The organism is Metabacillus sp. Hm71, from assembly GCF_051842955.2.
GTDB lineage: Bacteria > Bacillota > Bacilli > Bacillales > Bacillaceae > Metabacillus.
In genome coordinates this window covers 1682663-1697553 of record NZ_CM200278.1, presented here as the reverse complement: position 1 = coordinate 1697553, position 14891 = coordinate 1682663, and the positions used below count along the sequence as shown (strand labels likewise).

Annotated in this window: 14 protein-coding genes and 1 riboswitch; of the genes, 2 read left to right on the top strand and 12 right to left on the bottom strand. The window is 37.3% G+C overall.

All coding sequences use genetic code 11. The features are described from left to right. Window positions 1-19: 19 nt before the first annotated feature. The 5 genes from ACSVDH_RS08115 to qoxA form a co-directional block, all read right to left on the bottom strand. A complete protein-coding gene (locus ACSVDH_RS08115; protein WP_439252238.1) occupies window positions 20-1042 on the bottom strand; it encodes a LacI family DNA-binding transcriptional regulator in 1023 nt (340 codons plus the stop codon). A gap of 485 nt (window positions 1043-1527) precedes the next feature. After that, the gene (gene qoxD, locus ACSVDH_RS08110) at window positions 1528-1830 is read right to left on the bottom strand and encodes a cytochrome aa3 quinol oxidase subunit IV (protein ID WP_299094940.1); all 303 of its coding nucleotides are present in this window, start codon (window positions 1828-1830) and stop codon (window positions 1528-1530) included. After that, window positions 1830-2444 (bottom strand): cytochrome aa3 quinol oxidase subunit III, encoded by a 615-nt coding sequence (gene qoxC / locus ACSVDH_RS08105; RefSeq protein WP_439252237.1) that lies wholly within the window; start codon window positions 2442-2444, stop codon window positions 1830-1832. The genes qoxD and qoxC overlap by 1 nt, the downstream gene beginning before the upstream one ends. Window positions 2445-2447: 3 nt before the next feature. Continuing rightward, window positions 2448-4397 carry a cytochrome aa3 quinol oxidase subunit I gene (gene qoxB, locus ACSVDH_RS08100; protein ID WP_439252236.1) on the bottom strand — a complete coding sequence of 650 codons (1950 nt, stop codon included), beginning with the start codon at window positions 4395-4397 and terminating at the stop codon, window positions 2448-2450. Between the two features lie 17 nt (window positions 4398-4414). Beyond that, window positions 4415-5410: a cytochrome aa3 quinol oxidase subunit II gene (qoxA, locus tag ACSVDH_RS08095; protein WP_439252235.1), complete on the bottom strand. Its 996-nt coding sequence runs from the start codon at window positions 5408-5410 to the stop codon at window positions 4415-4417. A gap of 448 nt (window positions 5411-5858) precedes the next feature. On the opposite strand from qoxA, the gene cyoE reads away from it, so the two are divergent. Then, window positions 5859-6776 carry a heme o synthase gene (cyoE, locus tag ACSVDH_RS08090; protein ID WP_299094949.1) on the top strand — a complete coding sequence of 306 codons (918 nt, stop codon included), beginning with the start codon at window positions 5859-5861 and terminating at the stop codon, window positions 6774-6776. Between the two features lie 64 nt (window positions 6777-6840). Here the strand turns inward: cyoE and cobA are convergent, their stop codons facing one another. Beyond that, on the bottom strand, window positions 6841-7617 hold the full coding sequence (gene cobA / locus ACSVDH_RS08085; RefSeq protein WP_299094950.1) for a uroporphyrinogen-III C-methyltransferase: 777 nt from the start codon (window positions 7615-7617) through the stop codon (window positions 6841-6843). 205 nt (window positions 7618-7822) lie between these two features. Here cobA and ACSVDH_RS08080 point away from each other — a divergent pair, with 205 nt between their 5' ends. After that, window positions 7823-8674 carry a dimethylarginine dimethylaminohydrolase family protein gene (locus ACSVDH_RS08080; protein ID WP_299094952.1) on the top strand — a complete coding sequence of 284 codons (852 nt, stop codon included), beginning with the start codon at window positions 7823-7825 and terminating at the stop codon, window positions 8672-8674. A 323-nt stretch (window positions 8675-8997) separates the two neighbouring features. Here ACSVDH_RS08080 and tenA read toward each other — a convergent pair whose 3' ends face one another. The 6 genes from tenA to ACSVDH_RS08050 all read right to left on the bottom strand — a co-directional run bounded on the left by tenA (window position 8998) and on the right by ACSVDH_RS08050 (window position 14701). Continuing rightward, complete coding sequence (gene tenA / locus ACSVDH_RS08075) at window positions 8998-9690, bottom strand: thiaminase II (RefSeq protein WP_439252234.1); 693 nt, start codon at window positions 9688-9690, stop codon at window positions 8998-9000. A 112-nt stretch (window positions 9691-9802) separates the two neighbouring features. Continuing rightward, window positions 9803-9908: riboswitch (TPP riboswitch) on the bottom strand. An 82-nt stretch (window positions 9909-9990) separates the two neighbouring features. Further along, entirely contained in the window at window positions 9991-10398 is a 408-nt protein-coding gene (locus tag ACSVDH_RS08070) for a DUF4395 domain-containing protein (protein ID WP_439252233.1), read from the bottom strand. Between the two features lie 203 nt (window positions 10399-10601). After that, the gene (locus ACSVDH_RS08065) at window positions 10602-11378 is read right to left on the bottom strand and encodes a hydroxypyruvate isomerase family protein (protein ID WP_439252232.1); all 777 of its coding nucleotides are present in this window, start codon (window positions 11376-11378) and stop codon (window positions 10602-10604) included. Between the two features lie 160 nt (window positions 11379-11538). Further along, window positions 11539-12372, bottom strand: a complete 834-nt coding sequence (locus ACSVDH_RS08060; protein WP_299093976.1) for a carbohydrate ABC transporter permease — start codon at window positions 12370-12372, stop codon at window positions 11539-11541. A gap of 21 nt (window positions 12373-12393) precedes the next feature. Continuing rightward, window positions 12394-13344 (bottom strand): carbohydrate ABC transporter permease, encoded by a 951-nt coding sequence (locus ACSVDH_RS08055; RefSeq protein WP_439252231.1) that lies wholly within the window; start codon window positions 13342-13344, stop codon window positions 12394-12396. A 100-nt stretch (window positions 13345-13444) separates the two neighbouring features. Then, a complete protein-coding gene (locus ACSVDH_RS08050; RefSeq protein ID WP_299093975.1) occupies window positions 13445-14701 on the bottom strand; it encodes an ABC transporter substrate-binding protein in 1257 nt (418 codons plus the stop codon). Window positions 14702-14891: the final 190 nt, after the last annotated feature.

The following is a 14891-nucleotide window of genomic DNA, read 5'->3' as shown; positions in this document are numbered from 1 at the left end:
TCAAATGTTTCGTCTAGCCTTACTTTTTGCTTTTGCACGACTTTCGTTCTATAAACTTTGTCGGAATTGTGATTCGTTTTGGCAAGGTTTCAGGCATTTTTATTTTTTCAAGCAAACAATTTGTTGCTTCAAAGCCAAGTTGATAAATGCTTATATCAATCGAAGTTAATGGCGGTTTTGAATGCTCAGATAACATTAAATTATTAAAGCTGACAATAGAAATATCATCAGGGACTTTAATATTCATATCCTCTAAATGACTAATCATTTCATACGCGATTAAATCATCTTGCGTGACAAGTGCAGTCGGGGGATTTTTTAATGACATTAGCGATTCAATCGCTATTCTCCCGTTTTCCTTAATAAATTCCTCATGAACAAGATAGTCCTTATTAAATGGAATGCCTGCCTCAGCCAGTGCGAGCTTATAACCATTTAACCGATCGATGGTTACAACAAAGTCAGAACTTCCACCAACAAAAGCGATCGTTCGATGACCAAGTTCAATTAAATAATTGGTTATTTGTTTTGTAATATAAATATTATCATTGTCCACATATGTGATCCGTTCTTCATTTTCATAAGGTCTGCCGACAACAGAAAAAGGGAAGTTTGTTTCCTGTAAAAACTTCATTGCTTTATCATTAATACGTGAGTATAGGAGAATAATCCCATCAACACGTCTACCTTGTACCATTGACATAACCTCAGCATAAATCTCATCCTCTGTTGAGCCAGTCGATAAGTAGATCCCATACTTATTGGCATGAGCATTTTTACTGATACCTCGCAATACTTCAGGGAAAAATGGATTCTGGAAAGCATGATAAGCAGAATTTGGCATAATGACACCAATTGCTTGTGTGCTTTTAGCAGCTAAGCTTCTAGCTTGAAAATTTGGATGATACCCTAATTCCTCCATTACCTCCCGCACACGTTTCTTTGTCTGTTCACTAATACGAGGACTATTTGCAATAACTCTGGACACCGTTGAAGGTGCAACATTTGCTTTTTTTGCTACATCTTTTATTGTTACGATCATAGCTGCCTCCTTAAAAAATGTTTACTCTTTTGAGTTATATGTTTCCTTCCTTATTTACAACACCTTTTCCTGCTTCCATTGAAGGATACTTTTTTATATGATAAAACATATTGAACAATTTAAGCTAAAATCACACTCAAGGAAAACGTTTGCACTTATGTGTAAAAAATTTTCTTTTAACTCGTTAAAAATCAACATTTACACTGCTGATCTTCCTTCAAAATATTTTTGCGAAATCGTTTGCGCAACTTTATTTAAAATATATCATAAATCATTTATTTGTACAATGTTGAATTTTATTCATCTTACTCTTAAACGAGAGTAAAACTCCAACAACTGAAACTCTCGCATTTATTTATTATATTAAACCATTTTGTTAATGAGGCTGAATCAACAAAATGGTAAAAAACAAATCTTATATATTAATAATTGTACATAAAAAACCCGAATAAAGACCGTTATGATCTATACTCGGGTTTTTTACATTAGTGCATGGAGGTCATGACCCAAACAGTACCTACAACAATAACTAAAGCGATAAACGCTGCTGAAATCATTTTACCGACTTGCCAACCGCCGCTTGCTCCTTCAGATACGTGCATGAACATAAATAACTGAATGGCTGCTTGCAGAAATGCAAGAGAGAAAACAATGATTATCACTGTATTTAACGGCAGGTCTGTATAAAGCCCTAACCAAACTGCAAGAAACGTTAAAGCAATCGAAAAGAGGAAACCAATGACATGTGACCATGGAAAATGATGTTGATTACTTGTTTTATTTGCCATTATCCCACCAACCCTAATAGGTAAACACCTGTAAAGACGAAGATCCATACAAAGTCTAAAAAGTGCCAGTATAAGCTGGAGATAAATACCTTTTTAGCAGTATCTGGTGTTAAACCTCTTTTTGTTACTTGAAATACGATTAATAATATCCAAAAAATACCTATTGTAACGTGAAGTCCATGTGTTCCAGTCAATAGATAGAAACTAGACCAGAATGCATTTGTACCAAGAGTAGCTCCCTCATGTACCAAATGAATGAACTCATTGATTTCCATATATAAAAATCCAAGACCGAACAACAATGTGATAACGATCCAAATAAGCATTGATTTAACGTTGTTTCTTCTCATTTCATGAATTGCTAAGCCGCAAGTAAAACTACTTGTCAATAAAAGCATTGTCATGATCATTGTGTTCTTTAGATCAAAAAGCTCAGCAGGCAGAGGTCCTCCGCCTGTGTGGCCATCAAGTGTAAAAAATGTTGCAAAGATCGTAGCGAACAAGGCCATTTCAGCGCCCAAGAAAATCCAGAATCCAAATATATTCAGTCTGCCGATACTAGACTGATATTCTAAGGGCGTGTCAGGACTTAGTTTAGTATTTACATCTGCCATCAATCACGCCTCCTTTTTCTGTTCCGTTTGTATGATTTCTTCTACGCTGACATAATATCCTTCATCTTCTTTATGTGAGCGAAGTGAACGGAGTGCCATACATGCTAGAACACCGATTCCGCCTAAAATGGCCATCCACCATAGTTTAAATACCAATCCGAAGCCGGCAACAAAGAAAAGTGCTGACATCACAAATGGTGTACCTGCGTTACTAGGCATATGAATTGGCTTATACTCCACTTTTCCTTTATGCTTCTCTTGTTTCATAAGCCAGAATGCATCAAGACCCTTTACTTCAGGAACAACCGCAAAGTTATAGAATGGTGCAACCGCTGATGTTGTAGCCCACTCTAATGTACGGCCATTGCCCCATACATCGCCTGTAGTTTCCCTTTTTGAATAACGGAAGCTGTAATATACGTTATAAACTAACAGCATAAAGGCAATACCCATACCGACTCCGCCGATTGTAGAAATCACGTTTAATCCAGTCCAGCCGTCTTCAGGTCCGTAAGTGTATATACGTCTTGGCATACCGTCGAATCCTAATAAGAACTGCGGTAAGAAGCAGACATTGAAACCAATTGTAAAGAACCAGAATGTCCATTTGCCAAGTCGTTCATTTAATTTATGACCAAACATTTTCGGATACCAGAATACAAAGCCTGCAAAGCAAGCAAAAACCGTACCGGCAATTAACGTATAGTGGAAGTGAGCAACTAAGAAATAACTGTTATGATATTGGAAATCGGCTGCAGCCATTCCAAGCATAACACCTGTTACTCCTCCGATTAAGAAAGTAGGGATAAATCCAACCGACCAAAGCATTGGTACAGTAAATTCAATCCGTCCTTTATGAAGAGTTAATAACCAGTTAAAGATTTTTATTCCTGTTGGAATCGCAATAGCCATCGTTGTGATTGAGAAGACAGAGTTAACTGCCGCGCTTCCACCCATTGTAAAGAAGTGGTGAACCCAAACTAAAAAGCTCAGGAAGGAAATCGTAACGATTGAAATGACCATTGATTTATAACCGAATAATGTTTTCTTTGCAAACGTAGAGATAATCTCAGAGAAAATCCCGAAGGCAGGCAAGATAACAATATATACTTCAGGGTGTCCCCAAATCCAGAACAAGTTTGCCCAAAGCATTGGCATACCGCCGTCCGCCATTGTAAAGAAATGAGTTCCAAATAAGCGGTCAAAACTCATTAACGCTAACGTGACAGTTAATACCGGGAACGCAAATACAATAATAAATGCAGTAATGAGCGTTGTCCATGTAAACATTGGCATACGCATAAGTGTCATGCCTGGGGCACGCATTTTGATAATCGTAACAATAAAGTTAATTCCCGTTAATAGTGTACCGATCCCAGAAATCTGCAAGCCTAATAAATAGTAGTTAATTCCCGGTCCCGGGCTTCCTTCAATCGCTAAAGGAGCGTAATTCGTCCAACCTGCATCTGGTGAACCACCAAATACGAAGGAAATATTAAATAAAATCGCTCCAAAGAAAAATGACCAAAAGCTTAGTGCATTTAAATATGGGAATGCAACGTCTCTTGCTCCAATTTGCAGAGGAACGACAACGTTCATTAATCCCATAACAAAAGGCATAGCCATGAATATAATCATGATTGTACCGTGTGTTGTGAAGATTTCATTATAATGCTGAGATGTTAAAAAGTCATTATTAGGCACGGTTAATTGCGCCCTCATTAATAATGCATCAACACCACCGCGGAAAAGCATGACAACCGCTGCAATAATGTACATGATTCCAATTTTCTTATGATCGACAGTTGTTAGCCATTCTGTCCAAAGCCATTTCCACTTTTTAAAGTAGGTTAAAATAAACACGATCCCAATCGCTGTTAACAAAATGGAAATGTTAGCTGCAATAAGCATTGGATCATTTAAAATTAAATTATCCTTAATAAAATCGAACATATGGTGTTCCTCCTTCCTTAGTGGTGATGGTGTGAGCTTGATTCATTGCTTGTAGAATCACTCTCTTCTTGATTTTCTTGAGTATCTTTGTTTTCTTCTTGTCCGTGAGATTCTTCGTTACCGTGTTTATTAATAACAACTCCGTATTTCTCACGAACCTCTATTGCATATTCACCAGAATCTATCCCATGATCAACAATATCCAAATGGGTATTTGAGAACGTCATTTCATTCACTGTTTCTGGCAGCATTAATTTTTCATATGTCTCTTCGGTTAATTCAGGTGCGTTTTCTTGTGTGTCTTGTACCCAATCTTGATATTCACCTTCTGTCAGGGCAACGAAGTTAAACTGTTGATGTGACATCCCCTGACCTGTAAAGTTAGAGTTCATTCCTTCATATTCACCAGGTTCATCAGCCTGAAGATATAAGTCATTTACCATTCCAGGCATTCCATATTCCTGGCCGCCTATTTGCGGAACCCAGAAGGAGCTCATAGAATCGGCAGAAGTAATTTTAAAAAGTATTGGATGATCTTCTGGAACATTTACGTAATTAACTGTTTCAATATCTTCCTCTGGATAACTAAAAATCCATTTCCAATCCACTGAAGTTGCATGAATGACAATCGGCTCTTTATGAGCAGTCTCTTTTGGCGGTTCTTCCAATTGATAAAGAACCTTAACCGTAGGAATCGATAATGCAATAATGATAACAATCGGAATAAGCGTCCAAATAATTTCCAATTTTGTACTGCCATGAATGTCAGGTTCGTGATCCTTTGGATTGAAATTTTTGCGATCACGATATTTTACAATAACAAAGGTAAATAAAACGTAAACGACAATCATGATAAAGATCATAAAGTAAATGGAATACATAATAAGATCACGTAGTGTTTCAGCATTCGGCCCTTTCGGATCAAAGATTGCTAATTCACTACAGCCGCTCAAGATGGTTACAAAAAACAAACCCATCATAACACTTAAGAATGGTTTTACCTTTTTGAACATCTATGTTCACCTTCCTTTCTAAAAAGTAAGAGTTTCATAATTAATCAGATACATCACAATAACAAATTGTTTACATTTACACATAGTATCAAATTTTCAAAAAAACGAAATAGCTGAATCCGCTTTATTGAACAACATTCGAAATTTAGACTAAGTTTTTTCACAGATTGTTAACAATATTGGTAAAGTATTTAAAGATTGGTATATTAAAAATACCCTTTATGCTTTAAATCATAAACCATTGTATATTCGTTTTTTCAACTTTCAAAAAACTGTTACGAAATTGCAATAGCTTTATGACAATAGTGTGTATTTTTAATTTTGGAGAAGCAATTTCAGTACTTTTAGCTCATAATGAGAAAAGCGGAAGCGAATTGCGGTGCTAAGTGCCATGCTTATAGATAAAATATGGTACAAATTTTTACTTTATATAAAGAGGAGAATGGTTGTGAAAAACCCTGAATTGGTAGTAAAAGAATCATTTTCTTTGAAACATTATTTTTCATGGAAAGTGTTAAAACTGATCATAAAGACTGGAATTATTAAGTCCAATCTAATGGGAATGTTTGCAGGACTTTGTCTGGCTCTTTATGTATATGACATAAGCTTTGCTGAAAGGATTCCTGTCATTATTCTATCCTTAATTGGAACGGCCTTCGTTGTCGGAGGTTCCGGTGCAATAAACAATTATTATGACCGGGATATCGATGCAATTATGAAGCGAACACAAGACAGACCTACAGTTGATGGATCAATTCACCCGAAATTTGCATTATGGCTGGGCATCTTCCTTGTGGCGATCGGTATTGCGTTACTATTAGCTGTTTCCTATTTAGCAGCGTTTATTGGCTTTTTAGGCTTTGCCTTTTATGTATTTGCCTACACTATGCTTACGAAGCGGACAACGATTTATAATACGGAGGTCGGATGTCTTTCCGGAGCCATGCCTCCACTAATCGGATGGGCAGTCATATCAACAGATATTTTTCACCCTGTCGCGTTAGGTCTATTTGCCTTTATGTTCTTATGGCAGCCGCCACACTTCTATGCAATTGCCATACGGCGCTTAAAAGAATACAAGGCAGCTGGTGTTCCAATGCTCCCTGTAGTAAAAGGCATTTACCGGACAAAAGTTCAATCGATTATATACTTAGTTCTATTACTGGCTGCTTCTTTTATCTTTTGGCCATATAGCAAAATCATTGCCATTAGCATGTTTATCCTTACTCTAGCTTGGATGGTGCTTGGAATTTGGGGCTTCAAAAAGCTGAAGGAAGAAAAATGGGCTACGCTTATGTTTGTATTTTCCTTAAATCATTTAACAATTCTTTTCGGATTAATGATGATTATTTCGTTTATAGGTTAATAAGAAACAAAAGAGGTCAGTCCCCAACTTCGGGGTCTAACCTCTTTTGTGTAACAGCGCTATTTTACATTTCTTCTTTATCATGATCGATAAGATCCTCAAACCATTTTATTTTCTCGCGCAATTCAGCAACCTGACCAACTAAAACAATGGCAGGGTGTGTGATTTGATTTTTCTGCACTTCATCAACAATTGTCGCTAACGTTCCGGTAATTGCGACTTGTGAGGGGGTTGTTCCCCATTGGATAACCGACACTAGGGCTTCAGGACTTTTGCCGTATTCGATTAGCTTCTCGCAAATATAGGGTAAATTTTTAATTCCCATATAAAAGGCGATCGTATCGATTCCTTTTGCTAATGCTTCCCAATTAATCGTGTCTGTCTTCTTCTCTTCGCGGCCATGTCCTGTCACAATCGCAAATGATGAAGCAAAATCTCGATGTGTGACTGGTATCCCCGCATAAGCAGGTGCTGCAATACCAGAGGTAATACCTGGAATTACTTCATAAGGGATGCCGTTATTTCTTAACACCTCTGCCTCTTCGGCACCGCGGCCAAACACAAAAGGATCTCCGCCTTTTAAGCGGACAACCTCTTTCCCCGCAAATGCCTTCTCCACTAACACTTCATGAATCTGTTCTTGGATGAGTTCATGCTTTCCGGGCAGCTTGCCACAATAAATAAGCTCAGCGTCTTTTTTTGCATGCTTTAATAAATCCTTGCTTATCAGACGATCGTATACAATAACATCCGCCTTTTGAATGCATTCCAATCCGTACACAGTAATGAGCTTTGGGTCACCAGGACCAGCTCCAACTAAATAGACTTTCCCTATACTCACTGCTTCAACCTTCTTCCATAACCTTGATGATCATTTTGAATGTAGTTCATTTCTTTACAAGCTATTATAAGTGAAAAACACTCTAAAGTGGAAAAATATCAAAGAAATCCTGCATTTTTATTTGAAATTATCCTTAAATAAGAAGTTTTATTAAAAGCCAGAAAGGGCATATTACAACTAATCGCTTTTTGTTTGGAGGATACAAATGAATACAAAACCAGAATACATAAAAACTTCTTGTTTTAGTGAATATGATACCTTAAAAAGGGTTGTTTTATGTTCACCTGAATTTATGACGATTAGAGAACCAATTAATGAAACGCAAAAACAGTATTTAAAAGAAAATATTGATACAAAACTTGCAATGGAACAGCATCAACAATTTGTTGAAACCCTTCAACAAAACGGGATTGAAGTGCTGTTATTGCCCCCTTTAAAAAAATTTCCTGAGCAGGTTTTTACCCGTGATATCGGGTTTACTCTCGGAAATCAAGTATTTGTGGCAGAAATGGCACATGATGTTCGCAAAGGTGAAGAAAGACCTTTTGTGGATTTGCTGGAAAAGGAAGAAATGACATACACCAATCTTATCGGTGATAAAATTGAAGGCGGGGATGTGATCATTGATCGCAACACCATTTATGTAGGGATAAGTAATCGTACAAATGAAACGGCTATAAAACATTTACAAAGTTTATTGCCTTCTTTCGAAGTAATTGCGATCCCTTTCACCGATACATATTTACATTTAGACTGTGTCTTTAATATCTTATCTCCAAATGAAGCTTTAATTTTCCCAGGAGAAATTGAGCCTGAAAAAGGAAAAATCTTGGCAAGCCGTTATGATTTAATCGAGGTTTCAAAAGAGGAACAAGCAACATTAGGTACAAACGTCCTCTCGATCGGTGAGAAACGCGTCATTAGTCTTCCTATAAATAAGCAAGTGAATCAAAGGCTTAAAGAGCGCGGTTACCAAGTGATCGAGGTCGATATTACCGAAATTATCAAATCCGGAGGAGCTTTTCGCTGCTGTACACTTCCGTTAGTTCGGGAGTAAGGGAATTCGTAAAAATGAATAATCTTGATAAAGCTTCTTAATAATTTTTTTACCCATAAGAAAAATAAATTGTTGAGAAAGTACATGTTTAAAAAACACGTACTTTCTCAACAATCTGACCCTAGGGCAGTGATAAAATGCCTCCTGTATTTAGTGCAAACATGATGTGATACTTAAAATTCCAAGTCGTATGTACTAAACTCTATTAGTGTCTTTTGATATTAAAACTCCTCCTTGTGCTGATATTTTAGGTTTGCGAGCCAAAAATATTTTAGCACCGTGGAAGAGTTTTTTTAATACCACGCTGAAAGCTTTTTGGAACCCTAGTTTGCATACTGTTCTTTCCCCTTTTCATCCACTGGCCAATTTTCTAATGTATAAGCCATCTCCCAAAATGAGTATTCATATTGACTGCTAATAATAAAATGCTGTTTCATCCGTTCTCTGTCCGCTTCTGTCACGGTTTCAGCAATGGCATCTAAACGGGCAATTTGTTCCTCTACTAAAGTGCGGAACCAGTCAGAACCGTAGGCCGCAATCCATTCTTGATAAATGGGCTCTTCCGGCTTGGATCCTTTTAAATGTTCGCCAATTTCATAATAAAGCCAATAGCACGGCAAAATCGCTGCAATAATATCCCCTAAATGGCCATCATATGCAGCACGATACAAGTGCGATGTATATGCATAAGCAGTCGGTGCAGGTATAAAAGCAGCTTTTTCTTCTTCAGTAATACCTAATTTTTCGGAAAAGTTCCGATGTAAAGAAAGTTCCGCCTGATAGGTACCCTGTGCATGATGTGCCATACGGCTCGTCGTTTGAAGATCGGTTGCTTTCGCTGCTCCTAATGCTTGCACTCTGGCAAAATGGCTTAAATAATAGGAATCTTGCAGAACATAATAACGGAAACACTTTAAATCTAAGCTTCCTTCCCCCAACTTTGTCACAAATGGATGATGAAAACTTGCTTCCCAAATGGCATTCGCTTCTTTGCGCAGCAACTGAGAAAATGACATGTTAATCCCTCCTAGAATAAATGACAGGACCATAAAAATGAAAAAACCACTTTTTTCATACGTAAAGAAAGTGGTTTGGAATTCATTTTAATAACTAAAAGAACATACAAATGTCCCGTCACTTCCACTTTCCTACGCTGGCATCACCCAGATCAGGTTCTAGGGTCTCAAAGGTCACTTTGATCTCAGCCTTTCAATGGGCTCCCCTAGTGGATAGGTACCTACTATTAACTTTTCACTCTGACATTAACCATATCACAACTTTAGAAACTGTCAATTCTTTTTTCTATTTACATAGATTCAAACTTGTTTTCGTCTATGTTTCCACATAAGATAGCGATAGCGAATCGTACACCCAATACAAAATCCCATTAATGCAATACCTGCTGCTAAAGCAACCATAATACTAAAAATGACGCCTAATAATTCGTAACCAAAATAAAAGGATAATAATGATACACCTAAACATACTGTGGCTATCCATTGATTAAATAATTGTTGATCACGATCTTCTAGTACATATTGAGAATGTGGTTTTTTTAAGAATTTTTGCCCTATTATTATTACAAAGTTACGTTTTGTAATAAGGGTTAAAACCCCAATGATAAACGGAATAAATAATAACCATCTATAAAACAAAAGGGAAAAGAGAACAGTGACAACAATAAATGCCTGATTTGTTTGAACGAGTGGTTTAGGAATGTTCATATTAATACCTCCTTATATTAAATTAAATATGTCGTGTAACAATATATTTATTATTATAACAATGAAAGAATTCGAAAAAAAAAACTAAAAAAAGGTCCTATTAAATATAAGGACCTGGCTACGGTACAAGGTGATTTTTTCCAAATCCCATTTTTTATAGGATTTAGACTAATAATAATTATTTTTTCATTTACATCAATACCTTACACAGCTAACGGCTCGACATGCCTTAAAATCGTCTGTTTAAACTCCTCCAATGCTTTGTCAGTATCAATTGTATATCCACATTCCAGACCAACAAATCCGTCATAGCCTGTTTCCTTGATCGCATTTAAGATGTTTATATAATTCAATTCACCTGTTCCCGGCTGCTTGCGGCCTGGATTATCAGCAATATGGTAATGGTTGATCCGGTCGATATAGTTTGTGGCATTGCGAATCACATTGCCTTCTGTGATCTGTTGGTGATAAACGTCAAAAACAAGCTTAACATTCGGACTATTAACCAGATCAATAACAGCTGCCGCTCCATCTGAATATTGAAGAAAATGTCCATGATGATCAACAAGACCGTTTAATGGCTCTACCTCTAATATGATGCCAGCCTCCTCGCAAAGCTGGGCACATTGTTTCAATGTTTCAACCATTGCGTTCCTTTGAATTTCACGTGGAACACCTTCGATCACATTCCCTGTTTGGGTAATAATTGATTTTGTGCCAAGTATTTTACAGGCATCTATCGTTTGTTTTAATTCAGCTAGATATTCGTCACGTCTCGTTTCATCTACTAAATTAAAAATCTTTGTACATGTAGCAATAATTCCTACACCTATTCGTTCTTGTTCCCTTACCACCTGCTTTAGATCTAAATCCCACCAGCCGTAATACTCCAGACCATGAAATCCATGTTCCTTCACCTTTTCAAGATGGTAAATCACATCTTTCTCTTTATAGGCTCCAATGCATAGCGAGTATTTCATGTATGTGACAACTCCTTCAAAATAATTGACTACACAGTTTCTGCTGATTTTTTTCAGCCAATGTGACTTCATGCGTTATAAGGGCTTCTTGATTGTCTGTTAAGTTGTGAATAGCGTTAATAAAGACTTCATCCTCTACTAAACAACCTTAAGCAATCGATTAATCTTTAATCGCACCTGCTGCAATACCTGAAATAAACTGACGGCTGACAAACATAAATAAGATAATCAATGGAAGAGTCGCCAATAAAGTTCCTGCCATGACCATACCATAATCTGTGTTATAAATCCCATTTAATTGAGATAAAGTCACCTGTAAAGTATGTTTAGTCGGATCATTTAAGACGACTAACGGCCATAAATAATCATTCCACATGCTGATGAATGAGAAAATTCCCAGAAAAGCTAATGCAGGCCTCAATATTGGCAAGGCGATGTTCCAATATAAACGAAAGTTATTACAGCCATCCAATCTGCCGGCATCAAGCAGGCTATCGTGAATCGCTTCTTCTGAGTATTGCTTGATCCAGAATATCCCGAATGCATTCGCTAATCCAGGAATAATTAACGCCTGAAAGGTGTCGACCCAGCCAATCTTTGAAATCATGATGTATGAAGGAACAAACGATAGCTGAGACGGAATCATCATCGTAATCAAAAGTGAGGTAAAGAGAAACTTTTTCCCAGGAAATTGAAATTTAGCAAAGGTAAATCCTGCAAGTGAACAAAAGAATAAAATAGCGAGAGCTTGAGTTGTCGAAACAAAGATCGTGTTTACAAAGGATTTAAAGAAATCTACATTTTGCAAAACATTATTGATATTTGTAAACAGTTCCGAACCAAAGACAAGCTTAGGCGGAAATCTTAGAATATCGCTTGTCTTATTTGTCGACATGACCGCCAGCCAGTAAAACGGAAATATCGAAATAAATACACCTATTAATAAGAAGAAATGTAATATGACTTTTTTAATTCCAGCATTCTTTCCATCCATACAAGATCCTCCTCATGATCGTTACTTCGCTCCAGTTTTCTGAACAATTTTCCAATTTAGCAATGAAAACAAAGCAATAATGACAAAGAGCGCCCAGGAGACAACAGCAGCATAGCCATATTGACTATCACCGAAAGCCTGGTTATACATATATAATGTGATTGTCAATCCAGACCCGCCAACACCCCCGGAATTTCCAAGTAAAACTTGCGGTTCTGTAAATAGCTGCATCGAACCGATCGTTGTCATAAGCACGGTAAAGAGAATGATTGGTCTTAAAAGAGGAATCGTAATATGGAAAAACATTTGCATGAGGTTCGCTCCATCCATTTTCGCTGCCTCATATAATGAATTCGGAATTCCTTGTAATCCTGCTAGATAAATGATTGCATTATAGCCAGTCCAGCGCCAAACGACCATTGAAGCAATGACAATCTTGATTAAGAATTCTGATGAGAGCCATTCCAATGGCTCCAGACCAATCGTTGTCAAAACATAGTTTAGCAGCCCATAATTATCGCCAAAAATTGATTTAAAAATAATGGTAACTGCCACAATGGATGTGACATTCGTGACAAAAAACGCTGTTCGGTAAAACCCTTTAAATTTCAAGAATGGCGTATTCAGTAAAAAGGCAATCACTAGTGCACCGAACAGCATCGGAACGGTTGACAAAAACCAAATCGCAAAGGTATTTCCAACAGACTGCCAAAACACCGTATCCGTTAATAAATATGTAAATTGTTTAAATCCGACAAACTCCATTGCGCCAAGCCCGCCCCATTTGTGAAAAGACAAATATAAGGAAAATAAAATGGGGAATAAGCCAAAAATTAAAAATAATAGATAAAATGGGGAGATGAATAGATAAAGTGTTCGATTTTTATAGATTTCACGCCACAAGCTACCCTTCTCTGATGGCGTTAATTGTTGAACGCTTGCAACCTTTTTCGTATTTGCAACATTATTCATGAAATCCCTCCTTAAAGACCAGTGTCTGCGTTATAGCAAAAAGTACTAGGATGAAACAGGGTATCTATTTTACCTAGTACTTTTTGCTTTTTTCTATTAATTAGCGTGAAAGCTCTTTTTCGACCTGTTTCAATACCTCTTCCCAAGCCTTATCTGGATCAAGATCTTGGTTTGCCACATTTGTTAGTTGATCAAGGAACATCGTATTCACCGTACTGTAAGTCGGACCAAAATAGCGAGGTTTTACATTTTCAGCAGATTGACTAAAAATTTCCGTTGTGTTTTGATTCCCAAAAAACGGTTCCTCGCTGCTCATTTTCGGATCATCGAATACACCAGGAGTTGATGGAAATAAATCCATTGTCGTATATGCCTGCAGCTGGTTTTCCGGACTCATCAGCCATTTAATTACTTCATATGCCTCTTCTGGGTGTTTAGAGGCTTTTGTAATGCCGATGAACGAACCTCCATTATTTCCATCTCCGCCAGGAGCCCGTGCAACACGCCATTTTCCTGACGTATCAGGTGCTGCTTCCTCCAGGATTTTCTTTGTCCATACGGCACCGATAAACGAAGCAATCTCTCCATTATTCATGCCGGCATTCCACTCAGTTCCGTCTACCAAATTTGCGGCTAAGCCTTTTTCATGAACGGAAATAGCCATATCCCATGCTTTTTTTACATTTCCTCCATCGCCAATAAAATTGTCTTTTTCATCGAAGTAAACGCTGTCACTTTGACTGATATATTGAGTAAACACACGATTAATACTATCGAACATTTTCACGCCTGTTTCAGTCTTCAGCTTTTCACCGGCTTTTATATAGTCCTCCCATGTAGAGAGCTGTGCGGAAACCTCAGCAGGCTCTGTCGGCAAGCCAGCTTTTTCAAACAGATCTGCACGATAGAATAAAGCGGTTGGGCCTGTATCGATCGGCAGTGCAATTAATGTTTTCTTATCCGGTGTTAACGTATAATTCCATTTCCAATCTAAATATTGATCTTTTAATTCATCTGCTCCATAATCTAGTAGATTCACAAATTGATCGGAGTAAGGAAGAAATTCATTTGCCCAATCATTTAATGCAACGATATCTGGTGCACCAGATCCTGCAGCTAAGGTTGTTTGCAGCTTCGTTTTATAGTCTGCTCCATCAATTTTTTGCGGTTTAAGGTCTATATTTGGAAATTCTTCTTCAACCTTTTTGAGCAGCTCATCATCAAGTGAACGGTTCCAGTACCACAAGGTTAACGTAACCTTCCCATCACCATCAGAACTAGATTGTGAGGAACCACTGCAGCCTGTCATTGCAAAAACTAGTATTGACACTAAAAGAAAGCTGATTATTTTTTTCATCCCATACACCCCTTGTCATGTAATAACAAACGAGACCCAAAGTCAGCTGCTTTAAGTACTCACCCCCTTGAAAAGTACCAGCAACAATATGTATCCGCTTTCAATTAGGTTTAAAAAAATATAATCTCTGTCTCTAGGTAGCTGCTAAACCTAAATTGTAAGCTTGTCAAATTTATAATAGTATTAGTCT

Coding starts and splice junctions, on each gene's coding strand:
- ACSVDH_RS08115 (WP_439252238.1), bottom strand. CDS start 1,042: ATGATCGTAACAATAAAAGATGTAGCAAAAAAAGCAAATGTTGCACCT.
- qoxD (WP_299094940.1), bottom strand. CDS start 1,830: ATGGCAAATAAAACAAGTAATCAACATCATTTTCCATGGTCACATGTC.
- qoxC (WP_439252237.1), bottom strand. CDS start 2,444: ATGGCAGATGTAAATACTAAACTAAGTCCTGACACGCCCTTAGAATAT.
- qoxB (WP_439252236.1), bottom strand. CDS start 4,397: ATGTTCGATTTTATTAAGGATAATTTAATTTTAAATGATCCAATGCTT.
- qoxA (WP_439252235.1), bottom strand. CDS start 5,410: ATGTTCAAAAAGGTAAAACCATTCTTAAGTGTTATGATGGGTTTGTTT.
- ACSVDH_RS08080 (WP_299094952.1), top strand. CDS start 7,823: ATGAATACAAAACCAGAATACATAAAAACTTCTTGTTTTAGTGAATAT.
- tenA (WP_439252234.1), bottom strand. CDS start 9,690: ATGTCATTTTCTCAGTTGCTGCGCAAAGAAGCGAATGCCATTTGGGAA.
- ACSVDH_RS08070 (WP_439252233.1), bottom strand. CDS start 10,398: ATGAACATTCCTAAACCACTCGTTCAAACAAATCAGGCATTTATTGTT.
- ACSVDH_RS08065 (WP_439252232.1), bottom strand. CDS start 11,378: ATGAAATACTCGCTATGCATTGGAGCCTATAAAGAGAAAGATGTGATT.
- ACSVDH_RS08060 (WP_299093976.1), bottom strand. CDS start 12,372: ATGGATGGAAAGAATGCTGGAATTAAAAAAGTCATATTACATTTCTTC.
- ACSVDH_RS08055 (WP_439252231.1), bottom strand. CDS start 13,344: ATGAATAATGTTGCAAATACGAAAAAGGTTGCAAGCGTTCAACAATTA.
- ACSVDH_RS08050 (WP_299093975.1), bottom strand. CDS start 14,701: ATGAAAAAAATAATCAGCTTTCTTTTAGTGTCAATACTAGTTTTTGCA.